Source organism: Allobosea sp. 10L422, from assembly GCF_056395345.1.
This window is the reverse complement of the sequence record NZ_JBFTJI010000009.1, coordinates 132,886-159,852: the sequence shown is the minus strand read 5'-3', so window position 1 is coordinate 159,852 and position 26,967 is coordinate 132,886. Positions and strand designations below refer to the sequence as shown.

Here is a 26,967-nt window from a genome sequence, read left to right as displayed (position 1 = left end):
ACTGAGCAAGATGTTCCGGCGCGATTGCGTCATCCTGTTGACGACCCTGTGCGAGGACGGCATCGACAAAAAAACCGGCCCCTTTCGGGGGCCGGCTCATCCGCATCGTCGAACTCTGGAATCGTCGAATCCTTGGCGGGCTGGCTCGCCCGCTCTGGCCTCAATGCAAGGTGCGCACCGGCATCGTCTGCCTTACGCGCTCGATCTCATCCTTCAGTTGCAACTTCTTCCGCTTCAGCTCGGCAACGCTGAGGTCGCTTGAGGACGGGCTCAACACGGCCTGCGCGATCGCATCTTCGAGCTGACGGTGCTTGCGCTCAAGTTCCGCAAGACGGGTTTGCAACGACATCTGGATCCTCCTGATGAGCGGTTGACGTCTCAATCTTACATAGAGCCGGCTTCACGTCTTCCCTGGGATGTCACACGGCATTCATGAGATTCTGTGATCTTTGCCTGCTCCTTCTCGGAAAGCCGTGAATAGGACGACCGTCCGGCCTTCGTGCCGCAGCGCGCGCTCTTGCGGGGCGCGCGGCGACGAAGGCATAGTCGCGCCCAAGTGCGGCGATGATGAGATGACCATGGGATTCGAGCTCAGCCCGGAAGAGGTCGAGACCTTCACCGCGGAGCTGGCGCGGCTGCGCGAGGAGCACCGCGATCTCGACAGCGCCATCGACGCGCTGGAGCGGGTCGGCTCGGTCAATCAGATCCAGGTGCAGCGGCTGAAGAAGCGCAAGCTTTACCTGAAGGACCGCATCGCTCAGATCGAGGACGCGCTGACGCCCGATATCATCGCCTGACGCGATGCCTTTTCCGGCAGCGCAGACCCGATTCGCCCTTGCTTACCGGGCGCCGGACGGTCTAGATCGCGCGCTTCCGTAGGCGGAGCCTTGAGCGCATTCCATGGCCGAGACCAACCCTCCCGTCGCCATCATCATGGGCAGCCAGTCCGACTGGGCGACGATGCGCCATGCAGCGGAAGCGCTCGACGCGCTCGCCATTCCCTATGACGCCCGCATCGTCTCGGCTCACCGCACGCCGGAACGTCTGTTCGCCTTCGCCAAGGGCGCCAAGGCCGAGGGTTTCAAGGTGGTGATCGCCGGTGCCGGCGGGGCCGCCCATCTGCCGGGCATGACGGCGTCGCTGACGCCGCTGCCGGTCTTCGGCGTCCCCGTCGAATCCAAGGCGCTCTCGGGGCAGGACAGCCTGCTCTCCATCGTGCAGATGCCGGCGGGCATCCCGGTCGGCACGCTCGCCATCGGCCGGGCCGGCGCCGTCAATGCCGCCCTGCTCGCCGCTGCCGTGCTCGCGCTTTCGGACGCGAAGCTGGCCGAGCGGCTGGATGCCTATCGCGCCCGCCAGAGCGCCGCCATCGCCGAGCGCCCCAGCAGCGAGGACGCATGAGCCCGCCCGTTCCCACCGGCCTTGCGCCGGGTGCCATGCTCGGCATCCTCGGCGGCGGCCAGCTCGCCCGCATGATGGCGCTTGCCGCGGCCGATCTCGGCATCCGCTGCCACATCTTCGCACCGGAGACGGACAGCCCGGCTTTCGACGTCGCCGCCCGCCACACCGTCGCCGAATATGAGGACGAGGCCGCGCTCGCCGCCTTTGCCGCCGCGGTCGACGTCGTGACTTACGAGTTCGAGAACGTTCCCGCCGCGACCGCCGCCTTCCTCGCCGGCCGCACCCCGCTGCATCCCGGCGCCCGCGCGCTCGCAGTGACGCAGGACCGCCTTACCGAGAAGAGCTTCGTCGCGGATCTCGGCCTGCCCGTCGCGCCCTTCCGTGCCGTCGATTCGCTGGCCGATCTGGAAGCTGCCGCCGCCGAACTCGGGCGCCCCTGTGTGCTCAAGACCCGGCGTTTCGGCTATGACGGCAAGGGCCAGGTCAAGATCGCGCCCGGCAGCGATCTCGCCGAGGCCCACGAAGCGATCGGCCGCTTTCCCGCGATCCTGGAAGGCTTCGTGCCCTTCGTCCGCGAGGTCTCGGTTGTCGCGGCCCGCGGCCTCGACGGCGCCTTCGCCGCCTTCGATGTTTGCGAGAACGAGCACCGGGACCACATCCTCGCCTTCACCCGCGTCCCCGCGAATCTCTCCGCCGGAGTTTCCGACGCCGCCATCGATGCCGCACGCCGCATCGGCGAGGCCCTGAGCTATGTCGGCGTCTTCGCCGTCGAGATGTTCGTGCTGCAGGAGGGCGACAGCGAGCGCGTCGTCGTCAACGAGATCGCCCCGCGCGTCCACAACTCCGGGCACTGGACCAGCGAAGGCGCTGAGACATCGCAGTTTCACCAGCATGTCCGCGCCGTCTGCGGCTTTCCGCTGGGCTCCGCCACCCGCCGCGGCCATGTCGAGATGGAGAATCTGATCGGGGATGCCGCGCTGCGCTGGCGCGAAATCCTCGCCGAGCCCGGCGCTCATCTGCATCTTTACGGCAAGCGCGACGCCCGCCCCGGCCGCAAGATGGGCCATGTCACGCGCATCACCGGCGACGGTGTCTAGGCATTCGGCGCAGCGCCGGTCTTAAACCGCCGCGAACCCCGATTTTCAGGGGTTTGGAGCGTGGACAGGCGAAATGAATTCTGCTATCGGCACAAAACTTCGAGCGATGCGCCTCGTGCCGTCGCCGGCCCTCATTTTTGGATCAACCCGCTAAGGACGGACGTTTCACGTGCAGGTTCTCGTTCGCGACAACAATGTCGATCAGGCTCTCCGCGCTCTCAAGAAGAAGATGCAGCGCGAAGGTATCTTCCGTGAGATGAAGCTCCGCGGTCACTACGAGAAGCCCTCCGAGAAGAAGGCGCGTGAGAAGGCCGAGGCCGTCCGCCGCGCCCGCAAGCTCGTCCGCAAGAAGCTGCAGCGCGAAGGCCTCCTGCCCGCGCCGGTGAAGCCGAAGCGCCCCTGATCGGTTCCCGGGCGGCCATTGCGCCGTCCAGGACCCAGGGCCGATAGTGAAACGCGCCTGGAGCCCCCTCCGGGCGCTCTTGCTTTTCAGCCACGTTAACCAAGTTTTGGCGGGTTTCAGGCGTTCTCTTCCGCGAGGCGCTGTCGGTTGGGGAGCGCAGAGACGCCGTGTCCGGCCTCGTGCCGGATGAGCCTTCCGCGCGGAGGCCGCGCGGCAGGCGAAGCACGGAACCAAAGAGGCAGAGCATGACCCGAGGCAGATATTGGCTGGCAGCAGCCGGCATGGCGCTTGCGCTCGCAGGATGCGACACCGTTTCCAGCCTCTCCTCGCAGCCCGCCATCGCGGAGCTCGACACCCGCGATACCGCCGATGCCAACGTCAATATCGGCTCGCTGACAGAGGTCATCAGCCGCAATCCGAACGATCCCGGCGCCTACAATCTTCGCGGTGCGGCCTATGCCCGCGTCGGCCGCTTCTCGGACGCGATCGGGGACTTCACCAAGGCAGTCCAGCTCGATCCGAACCTCGCCTCCGCCTATACCAATCGCGGCCTCGCGCTGCGCCAAAGCGGCCGCAACGACGCGGCGCTGGCTGATTTCAACCGCGCCACCACCGCCAATCCGAATTATGGGCCGGCCTATGTCGCCCGCGCCAACCTGCTGCGCCAGCAGGGCAACAGCCAGCAGGCCATCGCCGACCTCAACACCGCGATCCGCCTCAATCCGGAAGCGGCCGAAGCCTTCCACGCCCGCGGGCTCGTCTACCAGAAGGAAGGCCAGCACCAGCACGCGGTCACCGATTTCGATGCGGTGATCGACCGGAACCCCTACACCGCGCCGCCCTATATCGCCCGCGGCCAGAGCCTGAACGCGCTCGGCAAATACGACGCCGCGCTGGAGGATTTCACCGCCGCGCTCAATGTCGACAATCGCAATGCCGATGCCTGGGCCGGTCGCGGTTTCGCCTTCGAAAAGCTCGGCAAGAAGACCGAGGCCTCCGAGGCCTATCAGCGTGCGCTCAGCCTCGACGGCAACAACGCCCAGGCTCGCGCAGGTCAGTCCCGTCTCGGCGGCGGCGGCTTCTTCCGCAGCTGATCACGGCGCGGAGCCGGCCTTCGCGGCCGGCTCGCCCACTATCCGTGTTTCAGCTCCACCCAGCCTGCCTTCCGCGACGTCGGCGAAGAAGCGTCGCACCTCGGCAAGCGAGCCGTATTGCGCCAGATCCTGGTGCCCGCCATCGGGAAAGCGCAGGAAGCGCTTTGGCGGGTTGGCGAGTTCGTAAAGTGCCCTTCCCTGGGTGAAGGGAATGATCTTGTCCCGCTCGCCATGCATGATGAGCAGCGGCACTTTGATCCGCCCTATGACCTCGTCCGAGCGGAATTGGTCCTTCATGAACGATCCGACCGGGGCGTAGGGATAGCGCTCCTGCGCGACGGCGGCGGTCGAGAGATAGGGTGCCTCCAGCACGATGGCACTGAGCGGCACCTCCGCCGCCAATTTCAGCACCACGCCGCTCCCCAGCGACTCGCCGTAGCCGACGAGCCGCGCCGTGCCGAAACGGTCTGCGGCAGCGCCATAGGCTGCCCTTGCATCCTGCAGCAACCCGTCTTCGCTGGGGCTGCCGGTCGAGCCGCCATAGCCGCGATAGCTCACCGCAACGAGTCCGGTGCCATCCTCCGTCAGCGCCCGGAAGCGTGCCACCCGGCCGGCCCGTGCGAGATTGCCGGCATTGCCGTGGAAGTAGAGCAGGACCGGCTTGCCGGCACGCGGCGGCACGATCCAGGCGATCAGCCGCTCGCCATCGGCCGTCGCGATGGTCGCCGCCTCAGCCGCGACCAGTCCGGCCGAGGTGATGTCCATCGGCACGGGGTCCCGCGGATACATCAGCTCGCGCTGCTGGACATAGAGCAAGCCAAGCAATCCGAGATAACCGGCGAGGCCGAGGCCGAGGATGAACTTCACAAGCCGCAGGAGCATCACGAGGCAGGCCGCGAAAAGCGAAAGGGCCGGCGATGAAGCCGGCCCTTTGCAGCAATCCGATGACGGCGGCGCCTGATCTCAGTGCGCCAGCGCCTTCACGATCTCATCGGTGACCTTCTTGGCGTCACCGAACAGCATCATCGTGTTGGGCCGGAAGAACAGCTCGTTCTCGACGCCGGCATAGCCAGCCGCCATGCCACGCTTGATGAAGAGCACGGTCTTGGCCTTCTCGACGTCGAGGATCGGCATGCCGTAGATCGGTGAGGCCTTGTCGGTCTTGGCGGCGGGATTGGTTACGTCATTGGCGCCGATGACGAAGGCGACGTCGGCCTGGCCGAATTCCGAGTTGATGTCCTCGAGCTCGAAGACCTCGTCATAAGGCACGTTCGCCTCGGCCAGCAGCACGTTCATGTGGCCGGGCATGCGGCCGGCGACCGGATGGATGGCGTATTTGACCTCGACGCCTTCTTTCTTGAGCAGATCGGCCATCTCGCGCAGCGTATGCTGAGCCTGCGCCACCGCCATGCCGTAGCCCGGCACGATGATGACCTTGCCGGCGTTCTTCATGATGTAGGCAGCGTCGTCGGCCGAGCCCTGCTTCACCGGACGCGCCTCGACTGCGCCGCCAGCGCCGGCCGCGGCATCGTCGCCGCCGAAGCCGCCGAGGATGACCGAGATGAAGCTCCGGTTCATCGCCTTGCACATGATGTAGGACAGGATCGCGCCGGACGAGCCGACCAGCGCGCCGGTGATGATCAGCGCCATGTTGCCGAGCGTGAAGCCGATGCCGGCAGCTGCCCAGCCGGAATAGGAGTTCAGCATCGAGACGACGACCGGCATGTCGGCGCCGCCGATCGGGATGATCAGCAGGATGCCGAGCGCCAGCGAAACCACAACGATCAGCCAGAAGACCGCGTGGCTCTCGCTCTTGATGAAGACCGCGAGCAGCACCACCAGCGCGATGCCGAGGCCGATATTGATGCCATGGCGCTGCGGCAGCATGATCGGCTTGCCGCTCATGCGCCCGTCGAGCTTGAGGAAGGCGATGATCGAGCCAGTGAAAGTGATCGCGCCGATCGCGACGCCGAGCGCCATCTCGAACAGGCTCGAGCCATGGATCGCGCCGGCGCGGCCGATGCCGAAGGCGTCCGGCGCATAGAGCGCCGCCGCCGCCACCAGCACCGCGGCGAGGCCGACCAGCGAGTGGAAGAAGGCGACGAGCTGCGGCATCTGCGTCATCTGCACGCGCTTCGCCATATAGGCGCCGACGCCGCCGCCGATGGCGATGCCGACGACAACCAGCAGCCAGCCGGAGAAGCCGGCAGGCGGGAAGAACAGCACGGTCGTGACGATGGCGATGGCCATGCCGATCATGCCGTAGCGGTTGCCCTGGCGCGAGGTCGTCGGGTGCGACAGGCCGCGCAGGGCCATGATGAAGAGGACGCCGGAGACGACGTAGAGCAGGGCCGAGAGGTTCGCAGTCATGCGTCAGCCCTTCTTCTTGTACATCGCGAGCATGCGCTCGGTGACGAGGAAGCCGCCGAAGATGTTCACCGAGGCCAGGATCAGCGCGATGAAGCCGAAGAGCTTGGCCCAGATCGGCCCGTCTCCCAGCGCATCCGCCGCCGAGACGCCGACCGCCAGCAGGGCGCCAACGACGATGACCGAGGAGATCGCGTTGGTGACCGACATCAGCGGCGTGTGCAGCGCCGGCGTCACCGACCAGACGACGTAGTAGCCGACGAAGACGGCGAGCACGAAGATGGCGAGGCGGAACACCGTCGGATCGACGCCGCCCGTCGCGATGCTGGCGGCGGCGGCGGCCTGGTCGGCATAGCGCTCTGCAAGCTCGGCCGCCTGTTTGGCGAGAGCGGCCGCGTTGCGCGCCTGTTCAAGAGCCTGCTCGGGAGAGGGAGTTGCCATGGTCGGAATTCCTTCGCTCAGGCCTTCGGCGCGAAATTCGGATGGATGACGGCGCCGTCCTTCGTCAGGGCGGTTGCTTTCACCAGCTCGTCGTCCCAGTTCACCGCGAGCTTCTTCTCGGCCTTGTCGATCAGCGTCTCGACAAAAGCGAAGAGGTTCTTGGCGTAGAGCGAGGACGACGTGGCCGGCAGGCGTCCGGGAACGTTGAGGTGGCCGACGATCTTGACGCCGTTCTCCGTCGTCACGACCTCGCCGGGCTTGGCCAGCTCGCAATTGCCGCCGCGCTCGACCGCGAGGTCGACGATCACGGACCCGGGCTTCATGCTCTCGACCATCGCCGCCGAGATCAGCTTGGGCGCCGGGCGGCCCGGGATCAGCGCAGTGGTGATGACGATGTCCTGCTTGGCGATGTGGCTGGCGGTCAGCTCAGCCTGCTTCGCCTGATACTCCTTGGACATCTCCTTGGCGTAGCCGCCGGCAGTCTGCGCCTGCTTGAACTCCTCGTCCTCGACGGCGAGAAACTTGGCGCCGAGCGATTCGACCTGTTCCTTGGTCGCGGGGCGCACGTCGGTGGCGGTCACGATGGCGCCGAGGCGGCGCGCGGTCGCGATCGCCTGCAGGCCCGCGACGCCGACGCCCATAATGAAGATCTTCGCGGCCGGCACGGTGCCCGCCGCCGTCATCATCATCGGCAGCGCCCGGCCATATTCTGCCGCGCCGTCGATCACGGCGCGATAGCCGGCAAGGTTCGCCTGCGACGACAGCACGTCCATCACCTGGGCGCGGGTGATCCGCGGCATGAACTCCATGGCGAAGGCAGCGACCTTGGCCTTGGCCAGCGCCTCGACCTGCGCCTCATTGCCGTAGGGGTCCATCGTCGCGATGACGAGCGCGCCCGCCGGCAGCCCGGCGATCTCGGCCTCGGATGGGCGCCGCACCTTCAGCACGATGTCGGCGCCGTTCAGCGCCTCCGTGGCCGTCTTGGCGATGGTCGCTCCCGCTGCCTCATACTCCGCATCGGGAATGCCTGAGGTTTTGCCCGCCCCCGCCTCGATCACCACCTCGGCGCGGAGGCCTCTGAACTTGCGGACGGTCTCCGGCGTCGCGGCGACGCGGGTTTCCGCCCCTTGCGTTTCGGCTGGGACAGCAATGCGCATGGTGGGGCAGGCCTTTCCGGCGTTATGGGAAGACGGTCAGAGCAGCAGGAGCGCGAGCAGCATCAGGACCAGCGCGACGACCGGTGCGCGCCAGGAGATCGAGGGAGCTGCAATGCCGATGCCGGTGCCGATGACCGCAAGAATCGTACCGATCAGTGCGGTGCCCCAGGCATGCTTGGTGCCGCCGACCGCGAGCGCCGCGACGATCGCGAGGCAGGCGACGGTGCCGACCTCGGCGAAGTGCACGAAGCCGGTATAGGTGCTCTCATGCTCCTCGTAATCCATCGCGGGGATGTCGGCATGCTGGGCGTGGTCGGCCATGGTCTCGATCCTGAAAAAGACACAGTCTCTTTATGCCTGTAGCGCACCCGCGACGCACGGGCAACGCGGCACCGCACCGCGCACGCGAAATGCGCGGGCCGCTTGCACAAGAACAGGCTATATCAACCGGATCAACTCATTTTAATCGATTTAAACCGCTAATCACATGCCCCGGCAGCCACAGCGCATGGTCGCCGTTAACATCGTTTCGCCCGGGCCGGAGACGATTCCTTCGGCGTCGGCTAAAATCCCCGCAATGAGATGGAGACTCTTGTTGTGAAGGATCCGCAGAAGGTCGCCGACCGGGACGATCCCTCCGCGCTCGACCCCGCCCTGCGCGAGAAGGCGAAGCGCTGGTTTGCCGAGGCACGCGAGCAGACCAAGCGCGACGACGAAGAGATCGCGGCCTGGCGTCGCGACACCGGCCCGGCTGGCGGCGACGGAGGATCAGGTTGGTTCGACGGCGGCGGCGGCGGGGACGGCGGTGGCGGCGGCGATTGAGCCAACGCCCCCGGAGCACACAGCCGGGCTAGGAGGTACCGACTAGGCAAGCAACCGCGCGGGTCATCCCGGCGGCAGCGAGTGGAGAGCCGGGACGACGCCGTGTTTCCGCGTCAGCCCAGCACGCTCTAAGCGCTTGGCGCTGAAAGCCCCGCAGCCGTAAGTGCCGCCCCCTGTCGTTCCGTGACGCGCTCCACGGAGAATCCCTCGATCTCCGCCTCGAACAGCCGGTGGAAATTGAGCTCGGCATCGAGATGCAGGAAGACGCCGCCGAGCCCGATCGCTGCGCGGTCCATAAAGACGAACTCGCGCGGCACCGTCACCGGCCCGCGCCGCTTCAGCGCCTGATGCACCTGGAAGGCCTGCTTGCGGCCATATTCGGCCGGGCTGACATCCTCCGCAATGCGCCGCGTCCGGTCTTCCAGCAGCGGCCCGTAGATGAAGCGCGCCCAGATGTTGAGCGTGTCGACGAGATCCTTGGTCAGCCCCTGGAAGCCCCAGGTCTCATAGGCATGGACGACCCGCGCCTCCTCGCCGTCGCGCAGCCCCTGATAGAGATCGACCACKCCKCCGACGAAGGASGKCGGRAAGATSCGGATRCAGCCATAATCGAGCAGGTTGATGCCMTSMGGCKCGCCRKCCTCCGARAACACCGTGTAGTTYCCGAGATGCGGATCGCCATGGATCACGCCGTGATGGCTGAAGGGCCGCCACCAGGCCTTGAACATCGCCGTCGAGATGCGGTCGCGCGCCGCCTGCCCGTCCTGCTTGTGCGAGAGGATCGGGCTGCCGTCGAGCCAGTGCATGGTCAGCAGGCGCCGGGTCGAGAGCCCCGCCTCGACCGCCGGAACGCGCACCTCCGGCGTATCCGCGAGGATCGCCCGATAGAGCGCGATGTGCCGGGCCTCGCGGCGATAGTCGAGCTCCTCGCGGACGCGGGCACCGATTTCCTTGGCGATCTCGCTGGTATCGATCACGGCGCCCATGCGCCGGTGCAGCGCGAACAGCACCTCAAGCTGCGCGATATCGGCCTCGACGGCCGATTCCATGTCGGGATATTGCAGCTTGCAGGCCAGCGGCGCGCCGCCCAGCGTCGTCGCGCGATGCACCTGGCCAAGCGACGCCGCCGCTGCCGGCTTCAGGTCGAACTCGCCGAAGCGCTCGCGCCATTGCGGGCCGAGCTCGGCCATCATCCGGCGCTTGACGAACGCCGCCCCCATCGGCGGCGCCTGCGACTGCAGCTTCTGCAGTTCGGCGGCATATTCCGGTGGCACGACGTCGGGGATGGTGGCGATCAGCTGCGCCACCTTCATGATCGGGCCCTTCAGCCCGCCGAGCGCCTTGGCCAACGCCTCCGCATTCGAGGCATCGCGGCCCTCCACGCCGAAGAGCCGGGCGCCGGCGATCCGCGCCGCCACCCCGCCGACATTGGCGCCGACGCGGGCATAGCGCGCGGCACGGGCGGAAAGTCGATTGGCTTCGCTATCGCGTTCGGACATCGGCTCGCTTTCGCGGATCGGTCATCCCCAGCATTTAAGACGCCGTCGCCGTCATTCCAATGCGGCAGCTTGGCGGTAAGGCGGAGGAGAGCTCGGCTTGTCAGCCGCAACAGGCGCCATTAGGCAGGAAACCATGTCTAGACTGATCGAAATCGGCGGCACCCGCGTCCTCCTCTTCGCCAGCACTGGCCCGCTCCTGGCCAGCCCAGGCGACTCCAACGACTTCATCGGCGAGGCCTGGTCCGTCAGCGCCGACCTGCTCGCGATCCCGATCGAGCGGCTCGGCCCGGATGTGCTGAACCTGCGCACGCGCGTCGGCGGCGAGATCTTCCAGAAATTCGCGAATTATCGCCTGCGCTGCGCGATCGTCGGCGACATCAGCGCGGCCCTCGAGGGCAGCGGCGCCCTGCGCGATTTCGTGCGCGAGGCCAATGACGGCCCAGCGCTGTGGTTCGTCCCGGACATCGATCAGCTGCGCGCCCGGCTCGAAACCGAAACCGCCGCTTAGCGATCGAGGCCATCAGGTGCCGGCCACCGCGTCACGCGCGGCGAGATCGGCGCGCACCTCGGCAACACCAGCCGGGCGGCCTCCCGCCGCCTCGACCTTGCGGACGAGATCGGCGATTACAGCCCCATTGCCGCGCGTCTCGCCGAAGGGCGCATCCTCCAGCCCGCCGCGGACATGGACGCAGCGCGCAACGGCGGGCGCGATCAGCTCCGACAAATCGACGCCGAGCCCGGCAATCATCACCGGGGCGTCGGGAGCATCCTCCGCCAACAGCTTGAGATGCGCGTCCAGCGCCCATTCGCGCGGAGGGAAGCCCCAGGCGAAAGCGTCCGAGAACATCAGGCGGTAAATCGGGCAAGGCATGCCCGGATAGGCCTTGGCGAGCGCCGCGCCCAGTCGCGTTAAGCCCGGCTCGTAGATCGCATAGCTCGGGTGGACCTTGTGGCGCTGCGCCACCTCCATCCCCTCGCGGATATGCTCGCCGGGATTCTGGTAGATGAAGCCGGCCTCGCCCTGCGGAATGCCGGCGAAGGTCGTCCAGTTGCAGGAGCCGGGATCGAGCACGCCCCATTCGACGAGGCCACGCTTCTCCAGCTCCTCGAGATGGGTGTAGCGCCCGGAGCCGTGCATGTCGCCGGCATAGCCGGAACCGAGGATGGGAATGGTCGGATAGACGATGGTATCGACCTTGGCGCGGATCCCCTCGATCGCCCGTGCATAGAGCTGCCAGTCGTCGCGCTGCCGGCCGGTGGCGACGTCGTAGACGTGGAGGTGGACGATCGCCGCTCCCGCCTCGGCCGCAGCGATGCCGTCGGCGACGATATCGGGAATGGCGATGGGGATGCCCGGTTGGCGCTCCCTGCCCCAGGGCCCGTTGATCGCAGCTTCGATCCAGATCGGTCTGCTCATCGCAATTCTCCCCCAAGCGGTTTTGCGCAGACGGTAAGCTGCGCTGACCCGGCTTGCCAGCTCGCCTGCAGACTGGGCAGGATCGACGCAGAAGCATGAAACTACCGGAGCGCGCCCCTTGCTGGAACGCGGCACGAGCTATGACGACACGCTGCGCCGCTTCGTCTGGCGCATCCCGGAGCGCTTCAACATCGGCACCGCCTGCTCGGACGCCCATGCCGACGGCTCAGGCCGTCCGGCGCTGATCTTCGAGGAAGAGGCTGGCCGGGTCGCGACGCTCTCCTTCGACGATCTCGCCCGCGCCTCGAACCGCTTCGCCAATATGCTCGCGCATCACGACATCGGGCCGGGCGAGCGCGTCGGAATCCTGCTGCCGCAATCGCCGCAGACCGCGATCGCCCATCTCGGCACCTACAAGCGCGGTGCCATCGCGCTGCCGCTCTTCATCCAGTTCGGGCCCGAGGCGCTGGAGCACCGCCTCGGCCATAGCGGCGCGAGCGTCCTCGTCACCGACATCGAGAACATCGGCAAGTTCGAGGCGATCCGCGACGCGCTGCCGAACCTGCGCAAGATCTTCGTCGTCGGCGGCGCCGGCCATCTCGATTTCGAGGCGGAGATGGCCAAGGCCTCCGACAGCTATGTCGCGGCGAACACCCGCGCCGACGATCCGGCCGTGATCATCTACACCTCCGGCACGACGGGAAAGCCGAAGGGCGCGCTGCACGCCCACCGCGTTCTGCTCGGCCATCTGCCGGGCGTGCAGATGCCGCAGGAATTCTTCCCGCAGGCGCGTGACCTGTTCTGGACTCCGGCCGACTGGGCCTGGATCGGCGGCCTGCTCGATGTCCTCTTGCCCAGCCTCTATTGCGGCGTGCCAGTGCTCGCCTCCCGCGCCCGCAAATTCGACCCCGAGGCCGCCTTCGCGCTGATGGCGCGGCACAAGGTGCGCAACGCCTTCCTGCCGCCGACCGCGCTCAAGCTGATGCGGCAGGTCAGCAATCCCCAGCGCTTCGGCTATGCCATGCGCTCGATCGGCACGGGCGGAGAAACGCTCGGCGCCGACATGCTCGACTGGAGCCGCGAGACCTTCGGCTTCCCGGTCAACGAGTTCTACGGCCAGACCGAAGCGAACCTGCTCGTCGCCAACTGCGCAGGCCTCTACCCGGTGAAGCCGGGCTCGATGGGCCGCGCCGTGCCCGGCCACCACGTCGCAGTGATCTCTCCCGAAGGCCGGGAATTGCCTGATGGCGAGCCGGGGCTGATCGCCGTCAACAGGCCCGATCCCGTGATGATGCTGGAATACTGGAACCAGCCCGAGGCCACGGCGGCGAAGTTCATCGGCGACTGGCTCGTCACCGGCGACACCGGAGCGCGCGACGATGACGGTTATTTCTGGTTCCAGGGCCGCGACGATGACATCATCTCGTCGGGCTCCTACCGCATCGGGCCGGGCGACATCGAGGACTGCATCATCCGCCATCCCGCCGTGCTGATGGTCGCGGTCGTCGGCGTGCCCGATCCCGTCCGCGCCGAGATCGTCAAGGCGTTCGTGCTGCCGAAGCCGGATGTGACGCCCTCGCCCGCGCTCGCAGCCGAGATCCAGGCCTTCGTGCGCGACCGGCTGGCTGCCTATCAGTACCCGCGCGAGGTCGAGTTCGTGACGGAGCTGCCGCTGACCGCGACCGGCAAGATCATGCGCAAGGATTTGCGCAATCGGGAAATCGAGAAGCAGCGGAGAGGCTAACCACCGCCGTCATGCTCGGGCTTGACCCGAGCATCTCGTCCAAACAAAGGCTCCCGCGCTCATCCGGCAAGAGATTCTCGGGTCTGCGCTGCGCTCCGCCCGAGAATGACGCGGCGGTTCAAACCGCCTCCAGCACCAGCTCGAAAGTCATCAGCACCGGGTTGTCGCCGCGTTGCAGCCGGCCGCTCGCCAGCGCGCCGCTATAATCGACCAGCGCGACATCGATCGCCGCTTCGAATCCATTCGCGCCACGCGCCATCCGCCCTTCCGTGATCGCAACCTCGGTCGCAAAATTCTCGACCGCCCCGCCATCCGTGAACCGCGCCCCGATGGTCGAGCCGACGCCGCCATGAATCACCGCCTTGCGGATGCCTCGCTCGGCGCAGAACGCTTCGAGCGCTTCGCAGAAATCGACGTTCGGCTTCACGCGCAGCGCGAAGAAGCGCCCTGCTTCCGTCGCGTCCGCTGGCACCGACACCGGGCCGAACAGCTTGAAATGGGTCTCGTTGTCCGGCTCGGCCGTGAAAACCGCACCATCGAGACCAACCGCTTGCACCGTGATCGTCTCGGCCACAATCGTCTCGTCCGGCAGGATATGGCCGCCGCTGCGCTTGCCGTCGCCCTCCACCCACAAGGCATGAGCATGGAAGAACGGCGCCCCGTCGCGCCGGCCGAAGGTCATCGCGCCGACTTCGAGCCGTGCTCCGCCCGCCGGGCGGAAAGTGTCGCTGTAGAAAGCGGCATGCTCAGGCGTCTTCGACAGCGCCGGCATGACATAGGCGAAGGGCAAGAGCCTGAGCCCGTCGAGCTTCACCACGCCCGAGACGAAACCCTCTGCCGCGAAGCCGCTCCTCACCGCCTCCAGCAACGGCACATCGGCGGGCAGCGTCAGCGAAAAAGCACGCCCGTTGCATTCCACCCACTGGATGCGCTCGGGCGTGCCGGTGCCGGGCTGCTGGATACGCCTCACGACGCCTTCCCCTTCAGGAAGTCGAGCTCGCCGCGCTTCTCCAGCTCGTCCTTGACGAGGCGCTTGGGCACCTTGCCATAGCCCGATTTCGGCAGTGCCTCCCAGAACAGGAAGCGCTTCGGCATCTTGTAGCGGGCGATCTTCGGCCCGAGGAAATCCGCGATCTCGGCTTCCGTCGCGCTTTGTCCCCGCCTGGCAACGCAGACCGCGATGCCGATCTCGCCCCAGACCGGATCGGGCACGCCGAGCACCGCGACCTCGGCGATCGCCGGATGGGTCAGGATCTTCTCCTCGATCTCGCGTGGATAGATGTTCGAGCCGCCGGAGATGTACATGTCCGAGGCCCGGCCGGTGATATAGACGAAGCCCTGCTCGTCCATATGGCCGAGATCGCCGGTGCGGAACCAGCCATCGCGGAAGGATTTCGCATTGGCTTCCGGGTTGTCGTAATAGCCGGCGAAGACGGCAGGCCCGATCACGCAGATCTCGCCCTGCACGCCTGACCCGACCTCTTTCCCGTTCTCGTCCTGGATCCGGACCTGCATGCCGGTGCGCTCGAAGCCGCAGGTGCCGATGCGCGCATGCGGTCCGTCCTCCGGCTCATGCAGGGTCGGCGGCAGCACGGTGATGTTGCCGGTGACCTCGCCCAGCCCGAAATACTGCACGATCACCTTGCCGAGCTTTTTCAGCGCCGCTTTCTGATCCTCGCGATACATCGGCGCACCCGCATAGATGATGTAGCGCAGGCTCGAATGATCGTGGCTGTCGGCGGCGGGATGCTCGACCAGCATCTTCAGGATCGTCGGCACGGTGAAGATGTTGCTGACGCGGTGCTTGGCGATCAGCCGGTAGGCCTCGTCGATGTCGAAGCGCTCGGTCGACAGCAGGATCGAGGTCGCGCCGCGCGCCGACATCACCAGCTGGTGCACGCCCGCCCCATGCGAGAGCGGCGCCACCACCAGCGAGGCATCCTTCTCGGTCGAGCCCGGCACGAGGTCGCAGAGATGGTTGGTGATGACGAAGCCCATCTGGCCATGGGTCAGCACCGCGGCCTTGGAACGGCCGGTCGTGCCGGAGGTGAAGAAGAACCAGCAGGGATCGTCATGCTCGACCGCGGCGTTCTCGACCTTCTCGCCGCGATGGCGCGCGATGACCGCGCCGACCTCGTCCTCGCCGAAGGCCCCCTCCCCGATCCGCCATGTGAACTCGGGCGAGGGCTTCGCAGCCGCGACGGCCGCCGCGTGCTCCGGGAAGTCGCCATGGCAGAGAAAGCCTTTCGCGCCGGAGGCCGTGGCGAGGTAGGCAACCTCGTCCGGCAGAAGGCGGAAATTCGTGGGCACCCAGACGGCGCCGAGCCGGAAGGTCGCGAACATCGAGACGAACATCGCGTCGCAGTTCTTGGAATGGACGAGCACGCGGTCGCCCTTGCCGATGCCGCGCGCCTTTAGCCCCGCCGCCAGCGCCGAAACCTGCGCATCGATCTCGGCCCAGTCCAGCGTCCTGTCGCCCCAGATGAAGGCGGGATGCGCGGGCAGACGCCGCGCATTCTGCGTCACGATATGGGCGAGGTTCATCACCCGCCGCGTCATCGGCACGACGCCTCCGACGGGGGCTGCGGTTGCGGAGCTCATCTTGCGGCTCTCCCTGTCTCGATGGGGCGCGGCACAGCCGCGACAATGGGCTTGCCGCCCTGTTTGGAAACGAACATCTGCGCGAGCAGCGCCTCTATGCGGGCGCCTTCGCGCGCCAGCAGCCGCGAAAGCTCGGCCTGCCGGGCCGGCACCATCCGGCTGTCGATTGCGGCGATCGAGAAGGCCCCCGCCACGCGCCCATCCGGATAGCGGAAGGCACGCCCGATGCCCCAGGAGCTGGCGACGAGGCGGCCTGGGTTGAGCGAGAACCCGCGCTCGCGGGTCTCGGCGATATCGACCCTCATCGCATCCGGCGCAAAGCCGGGATAGCGCGCCAGCAACGCCGGCTCGTTGGCGGCGATGACGCGGTCCACATCGTCGTCCGGCAGTGCTGCGAACAATGCGAGGGAGCCGGCGCCGACGCCGAGCGGATGCTGGTCCCCGGTCTGGAGCGCATGAGTCCGCACCGGGTAGGTCCCCTCCTCGCGGTGCAGGCAGATCGCGTAGCTTTCGCGCCGGACAGTCAGGAAGCTCGTATCCTGCGTCTCGCCCGAAAGTCGGCGCAGGCTGTCCATCGCCAGTTCGAGCAGGCCGTGGCGGCGCGCTGCCAGCACGCCCAGCACGAAGGCCTCCTCGCCCAGGCAATAGCGCCGCGTCTGCGGTTCCTGCTCGACGAGCCCGGCCCGCATCAGCGCGAGCAGCAGCCGGCGTGTCGTCGGCTTGTTGAGCCCGCTGCCGGAGACGATCTCGCCAAGCGGCAGCCCCTCGGCCGGCTCCCGCCCGATCAGCGAGAGCAGCCCGAGCGCGCGGTCGACGCTCTGCGAGCCGGACAGGCCGGCTTCCTGCGCGGAACTCTGCGGCAAGCACTCCTCCACACAGTCCACGATATGGACCTCATTCTTATGCTCCAACCGTAGATGGGCGCTTTGCGGATTGCAACGCCGCAACCCTCGTGTAATCTGCTCGCCGTCCAGCTGCTCGTCTATTCACAGTGTGGACCGCAATCGACGCCGGCGACATCACAAGATCGGCGCGAAGGGAGGAACGGAACGATGGCCGTCAGGGCATCCCACATCACGGGCGAGTTGCGCCCGGCCAGCGGCATCTGAGGGCGCCGCATGAGCGATATCGCCGATACGCTGACGATCCCCGAGAATCTGAGCGAGAACGAGGATGCGCGCCCCGGCTCCGCGATCATGCGGCCGGTCGAGTTCGTCGCCGCCGCGCTCGTCGCCTTCATCATCGGCGTGCTGCTGCTCGGCGTCGTCTCGCGCTATGTCTTCGCGCTGCCCTTCGTCTGGGTCGACGAGGTCGCCTCGATCGCCTTCATCTGGCTCGCCATGCTCGGCGCCGCCATCGCCGTCGACCGCAACGAGCATCTGCGCCTGACGCTGTTCGTCGGCATGATGCCGGCACGCCTGCGCGAATTCGCCGAGACGCTGGCGCTGACCGCCGTCGCCGCCTTCCTCGCCGCGATGGTCGATCCAGCCATCGAATATGCGGTGGAAGAAAGCTACGTCACCTCGGCTGCGCTCAATATCCCCGTCAGCTGGCGCGTTTCGGCCATCGCCGTCGGCATCGTGCTGATGGGGCTGCTCACGCTGCGCTACCTCTTCAAGACTGCGCGCCTCGTCGACATCGCCGCATCAGCTCTGGTCGTCGGCGGCTTCGGCCTCGCCTTCTGGCTGCTCGGGCCGACCCTGAAGGGGCTCGGCTACTACAATATCCTGATCTTCCTGATCGGCGTCGTCGCCGCCTGCCTAGTTGCGGGCGTGCCGATCGCCTTCTGCTTCGGGCTGGGCACGCTCGCCTTCCTCGCCTTCTCGACCAATGTCCCGATGCTCGTGATGATCGGGCGCATGGACGAGGGCATGTCGAGCCTCATCCTGCTCTCCGTGCCGATCTTCGTGCTGCTCGGCTGCATCCTGGACGCCACCGGCATGGGCAAGGCGATCGTCGATTTCCTCGCCTCCCTGCTCGGTCATGTCCGCGCCGGCATGTCCTATGTCCTGCTCGGCTCGCTCTATCTTGTCTCAGGGATCTCGGGCTCCAAGGTCTCGGACATGGCGACGGTCGCGCCCGCGCTGTTCCCGGAGATGAAGCGGCGCGGCTACAAGCCCAAGGACCTGATCGCGCTGCTCTCGACCGGTGCAGCCATGGCCGACACCGTGCCGCCCTCGATCGTGCTGATCGTGCTCGGCTCGGTCGCCGGCGTCTCGATTGCCGGCCTGTTCAACGCCGGCTTCGTTATCGCCGGCGTGCTGCTCGTCGCGCTTGCCGGCCTCGCCCGCTGGAAAGCGGCGGCGGAGGACATGAAGGGCGTTCGCCGCGCCCCGCTCGCGGTCATCGGCAAGGTCGCGCTCGTCGCCGCGCCGGCCCTGGTCCTGCCCTTCATCATCCGCGCCGCGGTCGGCGGCGGCGTCGCCACCGCGACCGAGGTCTCGACCATCGCGGTGCTCTACGCACTCGTCATCGGCATCGTGCTCTATGGCGGCATCAGCCCGCGCAAATTCTATTCGATGCTCGTCGAGACAGCGGCTCTCTCCGGCGCGATCCTGATGATCCTCGGCACCGCGCTCGCCATGGCCTGGGCCCTGACCCAGACCGGCTTCGCCCGCGACCTCGCCAGCTTCATGGCGCATCTGCCCGGCGGCTGGCTCAGCTTCATGGCGGTGTCGATCGTCGTCTTCATGATCCTCGGCTGCGTGCTGGAGGGCCTGCCSGCGATCGTGCTGMTGGCGCCSYTGATGTTCCCGATCGCCAAGARYCTCGGCATCAACGAYGTGCATTACGCGATGGTGGTGGTCACCGCGATGAATATCGGCCTGATGGCGCCGCCGATCGGCATCGGCTTCTACATCGCCTGCAAGATCGGCAACGTCTCGCCCGACGAGGCGATGGGCGCGATCTGGCCCTATCTCATCGCCCTGCTCGTCGGCCTCGTCGTCATCGCCCTCGTGCCCGGCCTCTCGACCTGGGTGCTGTGAAGCTCACTGCCAACCATAAGAAACCTCAAGACAACAGACGCTCTCAAGGAGAAAACGCCCATGACCATCTCACGCCGCACCCTGCTCCAGGCGACAGCCGCAGCGTCCGCCATCGGCACCTTCCATATCGGCCGCGCCAATGCGCAGAGCGCCGAATTCACCTATAAATACGCCAACAACCTGCCCGTCGCGCACCCGATGAACACGCGCGCCAACGAGGCCGTGGCGAAGATCAAGCAGGAGACGAACGGCCGCGTCGACATCCAGATCTTCCCGAACAACCAGCTCGGCTCCGATACCGACATGCTGAGCCAGGTCCGCTCGGGCGGCGTCGAGTTCTTCACGCTCTCGCCGCTGATCCTCTCGACGCTGGTCGCCAATGCCTCGCTTTCCGGCATCGGCTTCGCCTTCCCGAATTACGACGCGGTCTGGAAGGCGATGGACGGSGAGCTCGGCGCCTATGTCCGCGGCCAGATCGGCAAGGCCAACCTCGTCGTCATGGACAAGATCTGGGACAACGGCTTCCGCCAGATCACCTCGTCCAAGGGCCCGGTCAACACGCCAGAAGACCTCAAGGGCTTCAAGATCCGCGTGCCGGTCTCCCCGCTCTGGACCTCGATGTTCACCGCCTTCCAGTCGGCTCCCGCCAGCATCAACTTCGCCGAGGTCTATACTGCCCTGCAGACCAAGATCGTCGATGGCCAGGAGAACCCGCTCGCGATCATCGCGACCGCCAAGCTCTTCGAGGTGCAGAAGTACCTCTCGCTGACCAACCATATGTGGGACGGCTTCTGGTTCCTGGCCAATCGCCGCGCCTGGGAGAAGCTTCCGGAAGACCTGCGCGCCATCGTCGCCAAGAACATCAACGCCGCTGCGTTGCTGGAGCGCGAAGACGTCGCCAAGCTCAATGCCGGCTTGCAGGGCGAGCTCGTCTCGAAGGGCATGGTCGCCAACGAGACCAAGGCCGACGCCTTCCGCGAGGCGCTGCGCAAGGCCGGATTCTACGCCGAGTGGAAGAAGAAGTACGGCGACGAGGCCTGGGGCATCCTGGAGAAGGCCGTCGGCAGCTCGCTGAGCTGATCCGTCCGCAACCGTCATTCTCGGGCGAAGCAAAGCTTCGACCCGAGAATCTCATGACCAGCCAGCTCTGGTATTCGAGATGCTCGGCTCGAGCCCGAGCATGACGGCGCTCCATCGGCGCGCCGTACCCTGCACAACGGAAAGAACTCCCATGGCCGACCGGCTGAAGGACAAGATCGCCATCGTCTTCGGCGCCGGCTCCTCCGGCCCCGGCTGGGGCAACGGCAAGGCGGCAGCCGTCGCCTATGCCCGCGAGGGCGCCGGGGTCGCCTGCATCGACCTGAACCTGGCCGCCGCCGAGGAGACCGCCGCCATCATCACCGGCGAGGGCGGCAGAGCGCTGGCGCTCGCCGCCGATGTGACGAATCTCGGCTCGGTCGAAGCCTGCGTCGCGGAAACCGCGCGGCATTTTGGCCGCATCGACATCCTGCACAACAATGTCGGCGTCACCCATATGGGCGGGCCGGTCGAGCTTTCCGAGGAGCAGTTCCAGGCCTCGCTCCAGCTCAATCTCGGCTCGGTCTATCGCTGCGCCAAGGCCGCGATTCCCGAAATGCTGAAGGGCGGCGGCGGCGCCATCGTCAACATCTCCTCGCTCGCGGCCATTCGCTGGACCGGCTATCCCTATTTCGCCTACTACGCGACGAAGGCGGCGGTGAACCAGGCGACGGTCGCGCTCGCGATGCAGTATGCGAAGCAGAACATCCGCGCGAACTGCATCATGCCGGGCCTGATCGACACGCCGCTGATCTACAAGCAGATCTCCTCGCAATATGCTTCCGTCGAGGAGATGGTCGCCGCCCGTAACGCGCAGGTGCCGATGGGCAGGATGGGCACCGCCTGGGACATCGCCCACGCCGCCGTCTTCCTCGCCTCTGACGAAGCGAAGTTCATCACCGGCGTCTGCCTGCCTGTCGATGGCGGCCAGAGCTGTACCGCCGGCCTGCCGGGCTGATATCGATTGTTCATTCCCCTACTGGAACGCTTGCTCCATTTACGCTTCGCTGCCAGAACTGTTGCAACAGGGACGGCAACGGACATCGAGAATGAGCGAAACCGCCGTTGCGGAACTGCCGCGTGATTTCGACGGCCTGCGCACGTTGATTCTCGCCCAGCGCGAGAGCCTTCCGAAGCGCATCGCCCAGATTGCGGCCTATGCGCTCGACAATCCCGACGAGATCGCCTTCGGCACCGCGGCGAGCATCGCGGTCTCCGCTGGCGTCCAACCCTCGACCTTGATCCGCTTCGCCCAGCATCTCGGCTTCGACGGCTTCACCAGTCTGCAGGTGGTCTTCCGCGAGCGGCTGCGCGAGCGCAATTCGAGCTATGAGGAACGCCTCAACACCTTGCGGGCCGGCGAAGGCCCGGCCGGCGCCCATCGCATTCTCGACGGCTTCCTCACCGCCTCGCGCAAATCGCTCGACGTGATGAGCCGCAGCATCGACGAGGGCACGCTCGACCGCGCCATCGAGCTGCTGGCCGGCGCCGAAACCATCTACATCCTCGCCCGCCGCCGCTCCTACCCGGTGGCGAGCTACGTCGCCTATGCGCTCGGCAAGCTCGGCGTCCGCTATCAGCTCGTCGAATCGGCGGCCGGGCTCGACCCCGAGATGATCGCCTTCGCCACCCCGCGGGACGCCGTGCTGGTCGTCAGCTTCTCGCCCTACGCATCGGCCACCGTCGAGGACGCGCGCGGCCTCGCCGAGCGCGGCGTGCCGCTCATCGCCATCACCGACAGCGCCTTCTCGCCGCTCGCCAGCTTCGCCCAGACCTGGTTCGAGGTGGCCGAGGCCGACTTCGGCGGCTTCCGCACGCTGTCCTCCACCATGGCCCTGGCCATGGCGCTCGCCGTCGGCATCGGCGACGCCCGCCGCGCCGGGCGCGGCCGCCGCCGCCGGTCGCGCGAGCAGGAATAGACATTCCGCATTGACGGAATAATGGAATTATTATTTCATGTCGCCAAGGCGGGGCCGTCAGGCCGCCCGCATGTCACCAGAAGCGACAAGGGCTGGAGGAGCATATGACGGGACCGCTCGGCGGATCGGCGCAGGCGCTCGACGTCATCACCATCGGCCGCGCCTCGGTCGATCTCTACGGCCAGCAGATCGGCTCGCGGCTGGAAGACGTCACCAGCTTTGCCAAATCGGTGGGCGGCTGCCCGGCGAACATCGCGATCGGCACGGCACGGCTCGGGCTGCGCTCGGCGCTCCTCACCCGCGTCGGCAACGAGCAGTTCGGCCGCTTCCTGCGCGAGCAGCTCGCCCGCGAAGGCGTCAATCTCGACGGCCTCAAGACCGACTCCGAACGCCTCACCGCGCTCGCCATCCTCTCGGTGGAGAGCGACAAATCCTTCCCGTTGCTGTTCTACCGCGAGAACTGCGCCGATATGGCGCTGGAGGAAGGCGATATCGATTCCGCCTTCATCGCGAAGGCCCGCGCCGTCGTCGTCACCGGCACGCATTTCGCCCGGCCCAAGCCCGAGGCCGCCCAGCGCAAGGCGATGAAGCTGATGCGCGAGAACGGCGGCAAGGTCGTGCTCGATATCGACTACCGACCCAATCTTTGGGGCCTTGCCGGCCACGACGCCGGCGACAACCGCTACATCGCCTCGCAGGCCGTCTCCGAGCGGATGAAGACCGTGCTGCCCGGCTGCGACCTGATCATCGGCACCGAGGAAGAGGTCCTGATCGCCTCGGGCGAGAGCGAGCTCTTGCAGGCGCTGAGGACAATCCGCTCCCTCACCCCCGCCACCATCGTGCTCAAGCGCGGCCCGATGGGCTGCATCGTCTATGAGGGAGCGATCCCGGACGATCTGGAGGACGGCATCGTCGGCAAGGGCTTCCCGATCGAGGTCTACAACGTCTTGGGCGCCGGCGACGCCTTCATGTCTGGCTTCCTGCGCGGCTGGCTCGGCGGCGAAAGCCTTCAGACAGCCGCGACCTGGGCCAATGCCTGCGGCGCCTTCGCCGTCTCGCGCCTGCTCTGCTCGCCGGAGAGCCCGACCTTCGAGGAACTGCAATATTTCCTCAAGAACGGCAGCCCGCACCGGGCCCTGCGCAAGGATGAGGCCATCAACCACATCCACTGGGCAACGACACGCCGGAGCGACATTCCTTCGCTGATGGCGCTCGCCTGCGACCACCGCGTCCAGCTGGAAGAGCTTGCGGCGAAGTTCGGCGCCGATCCGGCCCGCATCCGCGACTTCAAGGTGCTCGCGGTCAAAGCCGCCGCTCGCGTCGCCGATGGCCGGCCCGGCTACGGCATGCTGCTCGACGAGAAGCATGGGCGCGAGGCGATGTTCGAGTTTGCCCGCCATCCCTTCGCCTGGCTCGGCCGTCCCGTCGAGTTGCCGGGTTCGCGGCCCCTGCGCTTCGAGACGAGCCAGGACATTGGCTCGCTCCTGCCGGAATGGCCGGTCGATCACTGCATCAAGGCTCTCTGCTTCTATCACCCGGACGATCCCGCGGAGCTGAAGCAGACCCAGCAGGAGAAGCTGCGCGGCCTGTTCGAAGCGGCGCGCAAGGTCGGCCGCGAATTGCTGATCGAGATCATCGCGAGCAAGAACGGCGCGCTCGGGCCCGATACCATCGCCCGCGCGCTGGAGGAGATCTACGCGCTCGGCATCAAGCCCGACTGGTGGAAGCTCGAGCCGCAATCCTCTCCGGCCGCCTGGGCCGCCATCGAGCGCACCATCGCGAAGCACGACCCCTGGTGTCGGGGCGTGCTCCTGCTCGGGCTCGACGCCCCGGCCGAAGAGCTGGAGGCCGGCTTCGCCGCCACGGCCGGCACGCCCATCGTCAAGGGCTTCGCGGTGGGCCGCACCATCTTCATGGCCGCGGCGGAAGGCTGGCTCGCCGGCAAGCTCGACGACGAAGCGGCCATCGCCGATATGGCCAAGCGTTTCGAGGCGCTGACCGGCCTCTGGCTTGCCACGCGCGGCCGCAAGGCGGCCTAGTGCATCCGCCCGAAAAGTTTTCGGACCAAGCCGATGCTAAGAAGACTCCCGCTCGGAGATCGACGACCATGACTGCCACCGTCCGCCTCACCATGGCGCAGGCGCTGACGCGCTACCTCGCGGCGCAGATGACCGAAATCGACGGAGAGCGCCTGCCGATCTTCGGCGGCGTCTGGGCGATCTTCGGCCATGGCAACGTCGCGGGTCTCGGCGAAGCGCTCTGGCACGAGCGCGAGCGCCTGCCGACCTTCCGCGCCCATAACGAGCAGGCGATGGCACATGCGGCCATCGCATACGCCAAAGCGAACATGCGCCGCCGCTTCATGGCTGCGACCACCTCGATCGGCCCCGGCGCAACCAATCTCGTCACTGCCGCCGCGCTCGCCCATGTCAACCGCCTGCCGGTGCTGCTGCTGCCGGGCGATGTCTTCTCCAACCGCATTCCCGATCCGGTCCTCCAGCAGGTCGAGGATTTCGGCGACGGCACGGTCTCCGCCAATGACTGCTTCCGGCCCGTCTCGCGCTATTTCGACCGCATTACCCGGCCCGAGCAGATCATTCCGGCGCTCGCCCGCGCCATGCAGGTGCTGACCGACCCGGCCGAATGCGGACCTGTGACCCTCGCCCTCTGCCAGGACGTGCAGGCGGAAGCCTACGACTACCCCGAGAGCTTCTTCACCGAGCGCCTCTGGACACCGCGTCGGCCTCGCTCCGACCGCAACGAGCTGAAGGCCGCGGCCGAAGCGCTGAAGGCCGCGAAGAAGCCCCTGATCGTCGCCGGCGGCGGCGTGCTCTACTCGGATGCCTGCGACGAACTCGCCCGCTTCTCGGCCGCGACCGGCATCCCGGTCTGCGAGACGCAGGGCGGCAAATCCGCCCTGCCCGACGACAACGCGCTCAACTTGGCCGCCGTCGGCGTCACCGGCACGGAAGCCGCCAACCGGCTCGCCGCCGAGGCCGATCTCGTCCTGGCCGTCGGAACGCGGCTGCAGGATTTCACGACCGGCTCCTGGGCGCTGTTCGGCGCCGCGCAGAAGACGGTCATCGGCCTCAACGTTCAGCCCTTCGACGCCGGCAAGCATCGCGCCCTGCCTCTTGTCGCCGATGCCCGCGAGGGCCTGGCCGAACTGACTGAAGCCATCGGCGGCTGGAAGGCACAGGAAAGCTGGACGGCCGATGCCAAGGCCGGCAAGGCCGAATGGCTGAAGGAAGCGGACAAGGCGACTGCCGCGTCCAATTCCGCCCTGCCCTCCGACGCGCAGGTCATCGGCGCGGTCCAGCGCGCGCTGGGCTCGGACGTCGTCCTGCTCCACGCTGCCGGCGGGCTGCCCGGCGAATTGCACAAGCTCTGGCAGGCCGGCTCGCCCGGCTCCTACCACGCCGAATACGGCTTCTCCTGCATGGGCTACGAGATCGCCGGCGGGCTCGGCGCCAAGATGGCGAGGCCGGACAAGGAAGTCGTCGTCATGGTCGGCGACGGCTCCTATCTCATGCTCAATTCCGAGATCGCGACCTCGGTCATGCTGGGCCTCAAGCTCACGATCGTGTTGCTCGACAATCGCGGGTACGGCTGCATCAACCGCCTCCAGAATGCGACCGGCGGCCAGAGCTTCAACAACCTGCTCAAGGATAGCAGGCATGAGACGCTGCCGGAGATCGACTTCGTCGCCCACGCCGCCAGCATGGGGGCGATCGCGACCAAGGTCGCCTCCGTCGCCGAACTCGAAACCGCGCTGGCGCAGGCGAAGGCCAACACCCGCACCACCGTCGTGGTCATCGACACCGACCCGCTGATCTCGACCGGTTCCGGCGGCGCCTGGTGGGACGTCGCCGTGCCCGAGGTCAGCGACCGCATGGAAGTCCGCACGGCGCGGGCAAACTACGATACGCAGCGCAAGCGTCAGCACATCGGCAACTGAAGCCGTTCCCATAGGCGAGAAAGACCCGACACATGATCCGCATCGGCGCGAACCCCATCGGCTGGTCGAACGACGACATGCTCGAGATCGGCGGCGACATCCCGCTCGAAACCTGCCTGAAGGAGGCTCGCGAAGCCGGCTTCACCGGCATGGAACTCGGCAACAAGTTCCCGCGCGAAGCCGCCAGGCTGAAGCCGATCCTCGACGCGCACGGCCACGCGCTGGTCTCCGGCTGGTACTCGACCGAGTTGCTCGTCCGCGACGTCGCTGCCGAGATGGCAGCGGTTAAGGCTCACGCGACGCTGCTGCGCGACATGGGCTGCTCGGTGCTGATCGCCGCCGAGACCTCGAATGCGATCCACTCCGACATCGCCAAGCCGCTCTCGGCCCGCCCCGTCCTGCCCAAGGCGCGCTGGGACGATTTCGGCGCGCGCTATACCAACTTCGCCGAGGCGGTGAAGGCGGAGTACGGCCTGCAGCTTGTCTATCATCATCACATGGGCACGGTGGTGCAGACCGAGGCCGAGATCGACCGGTTCATGGGCGTCACCGGCGCGGCTGTCGGCCTCCTGCTCGATACCGGCCACGCCACCTGGGGCGGCGGCGATCCCGCTCGCATCGCCCGCCACTGGAAGGCGCGCATCCACCACGTCCACTGCAAGGATATCCGCGAGGAGGTGATGTGGCGCTCCAACCGCGAGGACTGGTCCTTCCTCGAATCCGTGCTCGCCGGCGTCTACACCGTGCCGGGGGACGGTCTGATCGACTATGTCCGCGTGCTGAGAGAGCTCTGGGATTACTCCGGCTGGATCGTGGTCGAGGCCGAGCAGGATCCGAAGAAGGCGGAGCCCGCCCGCTACGCCAAGCTCGGCCATGCCAATCTGACGCGCTTCATCAAGGAAGCGGGTCTGGTCTGAATACAGCGTCATTCTCGGGCGAAGCGAAGCGCAGACCCGAGAATCTCTTGCCGGAGATGCTCGGGT

Annotated in this window: 26 protein-coding genes; 15 read left to right on the top strand and 11 right to left on the bottom strand. The window is 66.9% G+C overall.

Going from position 1 to position 26,967, the window contains the following annotated elements; genetic code table 11:
* Window positions 1-160 precede the first annotated feature (160 nt).
* Complete coding sequence (locus tag AC1DEZ_RS18520; protein ID WP_441472935.1) at window positions 161-349, bottom strand: YdcH family protein; 189 nt, start codon at window positions 347-349, stop codon at window positions 161-163.
* 223 nt (window positions 350-572) lie between these two features.
* Here AC1DEZ_RS18520 and AC1DEZ_RS18515 point away from each other — a divergent pair, with 223 nt between their 5' ends.
* The 5 genes from AC1DEZ_RS18515 (at window position 573) to AC1DEZ_RS18495 (ending at window position 3,995) form a co-directional block, all read left to right on the top strand.
* Window positions 573-797: a YdcH family protein gene (locus AC1DEZ_RS18515; protein ID WP_476780327.1), complete on the top strand. Its 225-nt coding sequence runs from the start codon at window positions 573-575 to the stop codon at window positions 795-797.
* 103 nt (window positions 798-900) lie between these two features.
* The gene (purE, locus tag AC1DEZ_RS18510; protein ID WP_476780326.1) at window positions 901-1,401 is read left to right on the top strand and encodes a 5-(carboxyamino)imidazole ribonucleotide mutase; all 501 of its coding nucleotides are present in this window, start codon (window positions 901-903) and stop codon (window positions 1,399-1,401) included.
* Complete coding sequence (locus AC1DEZ_RS18505; protein WP_476780325.1) at window positions 1,398-2,498, top strand: 5-(carboxyamino)imidazole ribonucleotide synthase; 1,101 nt, start codon at window positions 1,398-1,400, stop codon at window positions 2,496-2,498. The genes purE and AC1DEZ_RS18505 overlap by 4 nt, the downstream gene beginning before the upstream one ends.
* Window positions 2,499-2,667: 169 nt before the next feature.
* Entirely contained in the window at window positions 2,668-2,901 is a 234-nt protein-coding gene (gene rpsU, locus AC1DEZ_RS18500; protein WP_038359685.1) for a 30S ribosomal protein S21, read from the top strand.
* 245 nt (window positions 2,902-3,146) lie between these two features.
* On the top strand, window positions 3,147-3,995 hold the full coding sequence (locus AC1DEZ_RS18495; protein WP_476780324.1) for a tetratricopeptide repeat protein: 849 nt from the start codon (window positions 3,147-3,149) through the stop codon (window positions 3,993-3,995).
* Here AC1DEZ_RS18495 and AC1DEZ_RS18490 read toward each other — a convergent pair whose 3' ends face one another.
* From AC1DEZ_RS18490 to AC1DEZ_RS18470, 5 genes are all read right to left on the bottom strand, one after another.
* Window positions 3,996-4,877, bottom strand: coding sequence for an alpha/beta hydrolase (locus AC1DEZ_RS18490; protein ID WP_476780323.1), 882 nt, complete (start codon window positions 4,875-4,877; stop codon window positions 3,996-3,998). It abuts the gene before it with no gap.
* Window positions 4,878-4,958: 81 nt separating this feature from the next.
* Complete coding sequence (locus AC1DEZ_RS18485) at window positions 4,959-6,365, bottom strand: NAD(P)(+) transhydrogenase (Re/Si-specific) subunit beta (RefSeq protein WP_441510316.1); 1,407 nt, start codon at window positions 6,363-6,365, stop codon at window positions 4,959-4,961.
* Between the two features lie 3 nt (window positions 6,366-6,368).
* Window positions 6,369-6,803: an NAD(P) transhydrogenase subunit alpha part 2 gene (locus AC1DEZ_RS18480; protein ID WP_441472943.1), complete on the bottom strand. Its 435-nt coding sequence runs from the start codon at window positions 6,801-6,803 to the stop codon at window positions 6,369-6,371.
* A gap of 17 nt (window positions 6,804-6,820) precedes the next feature.
* Complete coding sequence (locus tag AC1DEZ_RS18475) at window positions 6,821-7,960, bottom strand: Re/Si-specific NAD(P)(+) transhydrogenase subunit alpha (protein WP_476780322.1); 1,140 nt, start codon at window positions 7,958-7,960, stop codon at window positions 6,821-6,823.
* Window positions 7,961-7,996: 36 nt separating this feature from the next.
* Entirely contained in the window at window positions 7,997-8,281 is a 285-nt protein-coding gene (locus AC1DEZ_RS18470) for an aa3-type cytochrome c oxidase subunit IV (protein WP_441510318.1), read from the bottom strand.
* Window positions 8,282-8,557: 276 nt separating this feature from the next.
* Here AC1DEZ_RS18470 and AC1DEZ_RS18465 point away from each other — a divergent pair, with 276 nt between their 5' ends.
* Window positions 8,558-8,782, top strand: a complete 225-nt coding sequence (locus AC1DEZ_RS18465; RefSeq protein ID WP_476780321.1) for a hypothetical protein — start codon at window positions 8,558-8,560, stop codon at window positions 8,780-8,782.
* Window positions 8,783-8,910: 128 nt separating this feature from the next.
* Here the strand turns inward: AC1DEZ_RS18465 and AC1DEZ_RS18460 are convergent, their stop codons facing one another.
* Window positions 8,911-10,281, bottom strand: a complete 1,371-nt coding sequence (locus AC1DEZ_RS18460; protein WP_476780320.1) for an ABC1 kinase family protein — start codon at window positions 10,279-10,281, stop codon at window positions 8,911-8,913.
* A gap of 133 nt (window positions 10,282-10,414) precedes the next feature.
* Between AC1DEZ_RS18460 and AC1DEZ_RS18455 the strand changes: the two genes are divergently transcribed.
* A complete protein-coding gene (locus AC1DEZ_RS18455; RefSeq protein WP_476780319.1) occupies window positions 10,415-10,789 on the top strand; it encodes a DUF4180 domain-containing protein in 375 nt (124 codons plus the stop codon).
* A 12-nt stretch (window positions 10,790-10,801) separates the two neighbouring features.
* Here the strand turns inward: AC1DEZ_RS18455 and AC1DEZ_RS18450 are convergent, their stop codons facing one another.
* Complete coding sequence (locus tag AC1DEZ_RS18450; protein ID WP_476780318.1) at window positions 10,802-11,698, bottom strand: 3-keto-5-aminohexanoate cleavage protein; 897 nt, start codon at window positions 11,696-11,698, stop codon at window positions 10,802-10,804.
* Between the two features lie 118 nt (window positions 11,699-11,816).
* Here AC1DEZ_RS18450 and AC1DEZ_RS18445 point away from each other — a divergent pair, with 118 nt between their 5' ends.
* Entirely contained in the window at window positions 11,817-13,442 is a 1,626-nt protein-coding gene (locus AC1DEZ_RS18445; protein WP_476780317.1) for an acyl-CoA synthetase, read from the top strand.
* Window positions 13,443-13,560: 118 nt separating this feature from the next.
* On the opposite strand, the gene AC1DEZ_RS18440 is transcribed toward AC1DEZ_RS18445, so the two are convergent.
* From AC1DEZ_RS18440 to AC1DEZ_RS18430, 3 genes are read right to left on the bottom strand one after another with little or no spacing between them, the layout of a single operon-like run.
* Window positions 13,561-14,412, bottom strand: coding sequence for a PCC domain-containing protein (locus AC1DEZ_RS18440; protein ID WP_476780316.1), 852 nt, complete (start codon window positions 14,410-14,412; stop codon window positions 13,561-13,563).
* Window positions 14,409-16,043 carry an acyl-CoA synthetase gene (locus AC1DEZ_RS18435; protein ID WP_476780315.1) on the bottom strand — a complete coding sequence of 545 codons (1,635 nt, stop codon included), beginning with the start codon at window positions 16,041-16,043 and terminating at the stop codon, window positions 14,409-14,411. The genes AC1DEZ_RS18440 and AC1DEZ_RS18435 overlap by 4 nt, the downstream gene beginning before the upstream one ends.
* Window positions 16,040-16,906: an IclR family transcriptional regulator gene (locus tag AC1DEZ_RS18430; protein ID WP_476780314.1), complete on the bottom strand. Its 867-nt coding sequence runs from the start codon at window positions 16,904-16,906 to the stop codon at window positions 16,040-16,042. Before AC1DEZ_RS18430 ends, AC1DEZ_RS18435 begins: the two co-directional genes overlap by 4 nt.
* A gap of 255 nt (window positions 16,907-17,161) precedes the next feature.
* Here AC1DEZ_RS18430 and AC1DEZ_RS18425 point away from each other — a divergent pair, with 255 nt between their 5' ends.
* The 7 genes from AC1DEZ_RS18425 (at window position 17,162) to iolE (ending at window position 26,901) form a co-directional block, all read left to right on the top strand.
* Window positions 17,162-19,030 carry a TRAP transporter large permease gene (locus AC1DEZ_RS18425; protein WP_476780313.1) on the top strand — a complete coding sequence of 623 codons (1,869 nt, stop codon included), beginning with the start codon at window positions 17,162-17,164 and terminating at the stop codon, window positions 19,028-19,030.
* Window positions 19,031-19,090: 60 nt separating this feature from the next.
* Window positions 19,091-20,110, top strand: a complete 1,020-nt coding sequence (locus AC1DEZ_RS18420) for a TRAP transporter substrate-binding protein (protein WP_476780312.1) — start codon at window positions 19,091-19,093, stop codon at window positions 20,108-20,110.
* 151 nt (window positions 20,111-20,261) lie between these two features.
* Window positions 20,262-21,065 carry an SDR family NAD(P)-dependent oxidoreductase gene (locus AC1DEZ_RS18415; RefSeq protein ID WP_441510329.1) on the top strand — a complete coding sequence of 268 codons (804 nt, stop codon included), beginning with the start codon at window positions 20,262-20,264 and terminating at the stop codon, window positions 21,063-21,065.
* 91 nt (window positions 21,066-21,156) lie between these two features.
* The gene (locus tag AC1DEZ_RS18410; RefSeq protein WP_441510330.1) at window positions 21,157-22,026 is read left to right on the top strand and encodes a MurR/RpiR family transcriptional regulator; all 870 of its coding nucleotides are present in this window, start codon (window positions 21,157-21,159) and stop codon (window positions 22,024-22,026) included.
* A 104-nt stretch (window positions 22,027-22,130) separates the two neighbouring features.
* Complete coding sequence (locus AC1DEZ_RS18405) at window positions 22,131-24,065, top strand: bifunctional 5-dehydro-2-deoxygluconokinase/5-dehydro-2-deoxyphosphogluconate aldolase (RefSeq protein ID WP_476780311.1); 1,935 nt, start codon at window positions 22,131-22,133, stop codon at window positions 24,063-24,065.
* Window positions 24,066-24,133: 68 nt separating this feature from the next.
* A complete protein-coding gene (gene iolD / locus AC1DEZ_RS18400) occupies window positions 24,134-25,984 on the top strand; it encodes a 3D-(3,5/4)-trihydroxycyclohexane-1,2-dione acylhydrolase (decyclizing) (protein WP_476780310.1) in 1,851 nt (616 codons plus the stop codon).
* Between the two features lie 32 nt (window positions 25,985-26,016).
* Complete coding sequence (iolE, locus tag AC1DEZ_RS18395; RefSeq protein WP_441510333.1) at window positions 26,017-26,901, top strand: myo-inosose-2 dehydratase; 885 nt, start codon at window positions 26,017-26,019, stop codon at window positions 26,899-26,901.
* The last annotated feature ends 66 nt before the right edge of the window (window positions 26,902-26,967 follow it).

Bases quoted from the DNA above. Each gene is read 5' to 3' on its own strand.
- AC1DEZ_RS18415 (WP_441510329.1), top strand. From the start codon at position 20,262: ATGGCCGACCGGCTGAAGGACAAGATCGCCATCGTCTTCGGCGCCGGC.
- AC1DEZ_RS18405 (WP_476780311.1), top strand. From the start codon at position 22,131: ATGACGGGACCGCTCGGCGGATCGGCGCAGGCGCTCGACGTCATCACC.
- AC1DEZ_RS18475 (WP_476780322.1), bottom strand. From the start codon at position 7,960: ATGCGCATTGCTGTCCCAGCCGAAACGCAAGGGGCGGAAACCCGCGTC.
- AC1DEZ_RS18490 (WP_476780323.1), bottom strand. From the start codon at position 4,877: ATGCTCCTGCGGCTTGTGAAGTTCATCCTCGGCCTCGGCCTCGCCGGT.
- AC1DEZ_RS18505 (WP_476780325.1), top strand. From the start codon at position 1,398: ATGAGCCCGCCCGTTCCCACCGGCCTTGCGCCGGGTGCCATGCTCGGC.
- AC1DEZ_RS18455 (WP_476780319.1), top strand. From the start codon at position 10,415: ATGTCTAGACTGATCGAAATCGGCGGCACCCGCGTCCTCCTCTTCGCC.
- AC1DEZ_RS18520 (WP_441472935.1), bottom strand. From the start codon at position 349: ATGTCGTTGCAAACCCGTCTTGCGGAACTTGAGCGCAAGCACCGTCAG.
- AC1DEZ_RS18480 (WP_441472943.1), bottom strand. From the start codon at position 6,803: ATGGCAACTCCCTCTCCCGAGCAGGCTCTTGAACAGGCGCGCAACGCG.
- AC1DEZ_RS18450 (WP_476780318.1), bottom strand. From the start codon at position 11,698: ATGAGCAGACCGATCTGGATCGAAGCTGCGATCAACGGGCCCTGGGGC.
- AC1DEZ_RS18470 (WP_441510318.1), bottom strand. From the start codon at position 8,281: ATGGCCGACCACGCCCAGCATGCCGACATCCCCGCGATGGATTACGAG.
- AC1DEZ_RS18495 (WP_476780324.1), top strand. From the start codon at position 3,147: ATGACCCGAGGCAGATATTGGCTGGCAGCAGCCGGCATGGCGCTTGCG.
- purE (WP_476780326.1), top strand. From the start codon at position 901: ATGGCCGAGACCAACCCTCCCGTCGCCATCATCATGGGCAGCCAGTCC.
- iolE (WP_441510333.1), top strand. From the start codon at position 26,017: ATGATCCGCATCGGCGCGAACCCCATCGGCTGGTCGAACGACGACATG.
- AC1DEZ_RS18515 (WP_476780327.1), top strand. From the start codon at position 573: ATGACCATGGGATTCGAGCTCAGCCCGGAAGAGGTCGAGACCTTCACC.
- AC1DEZ_RS18435 (WP_476780315.1), bottom strand. From the start codon at position 16,043: ATGAGCTCCGCAACCGCAGCCCCCGTCGGAGGCGTCGTGCCGATGACG.
- AC1DEZ_RS18485 (WP_441510316.1), bottom strand. From the start codon at position 6,365: ATGACTGCGAACCTCTCGGCCCTGCTCTACGTCGTCTCCGGCGTCCTC.
- AC1DEZ_RS18410 (WP_441510330.1), top strand. From the start codon at position 21,157: ATGAGCGAAACCGCCGTTGCGGAACTGCCGCGTGATTTCGACGGCCTG.
- iolD (WP_476780310.1), top strand. From the start codon at position 24,134: ATGACTGCCACCGTCCGCCTCACCATGGCGCAGGCGCTGACGCGCTAC.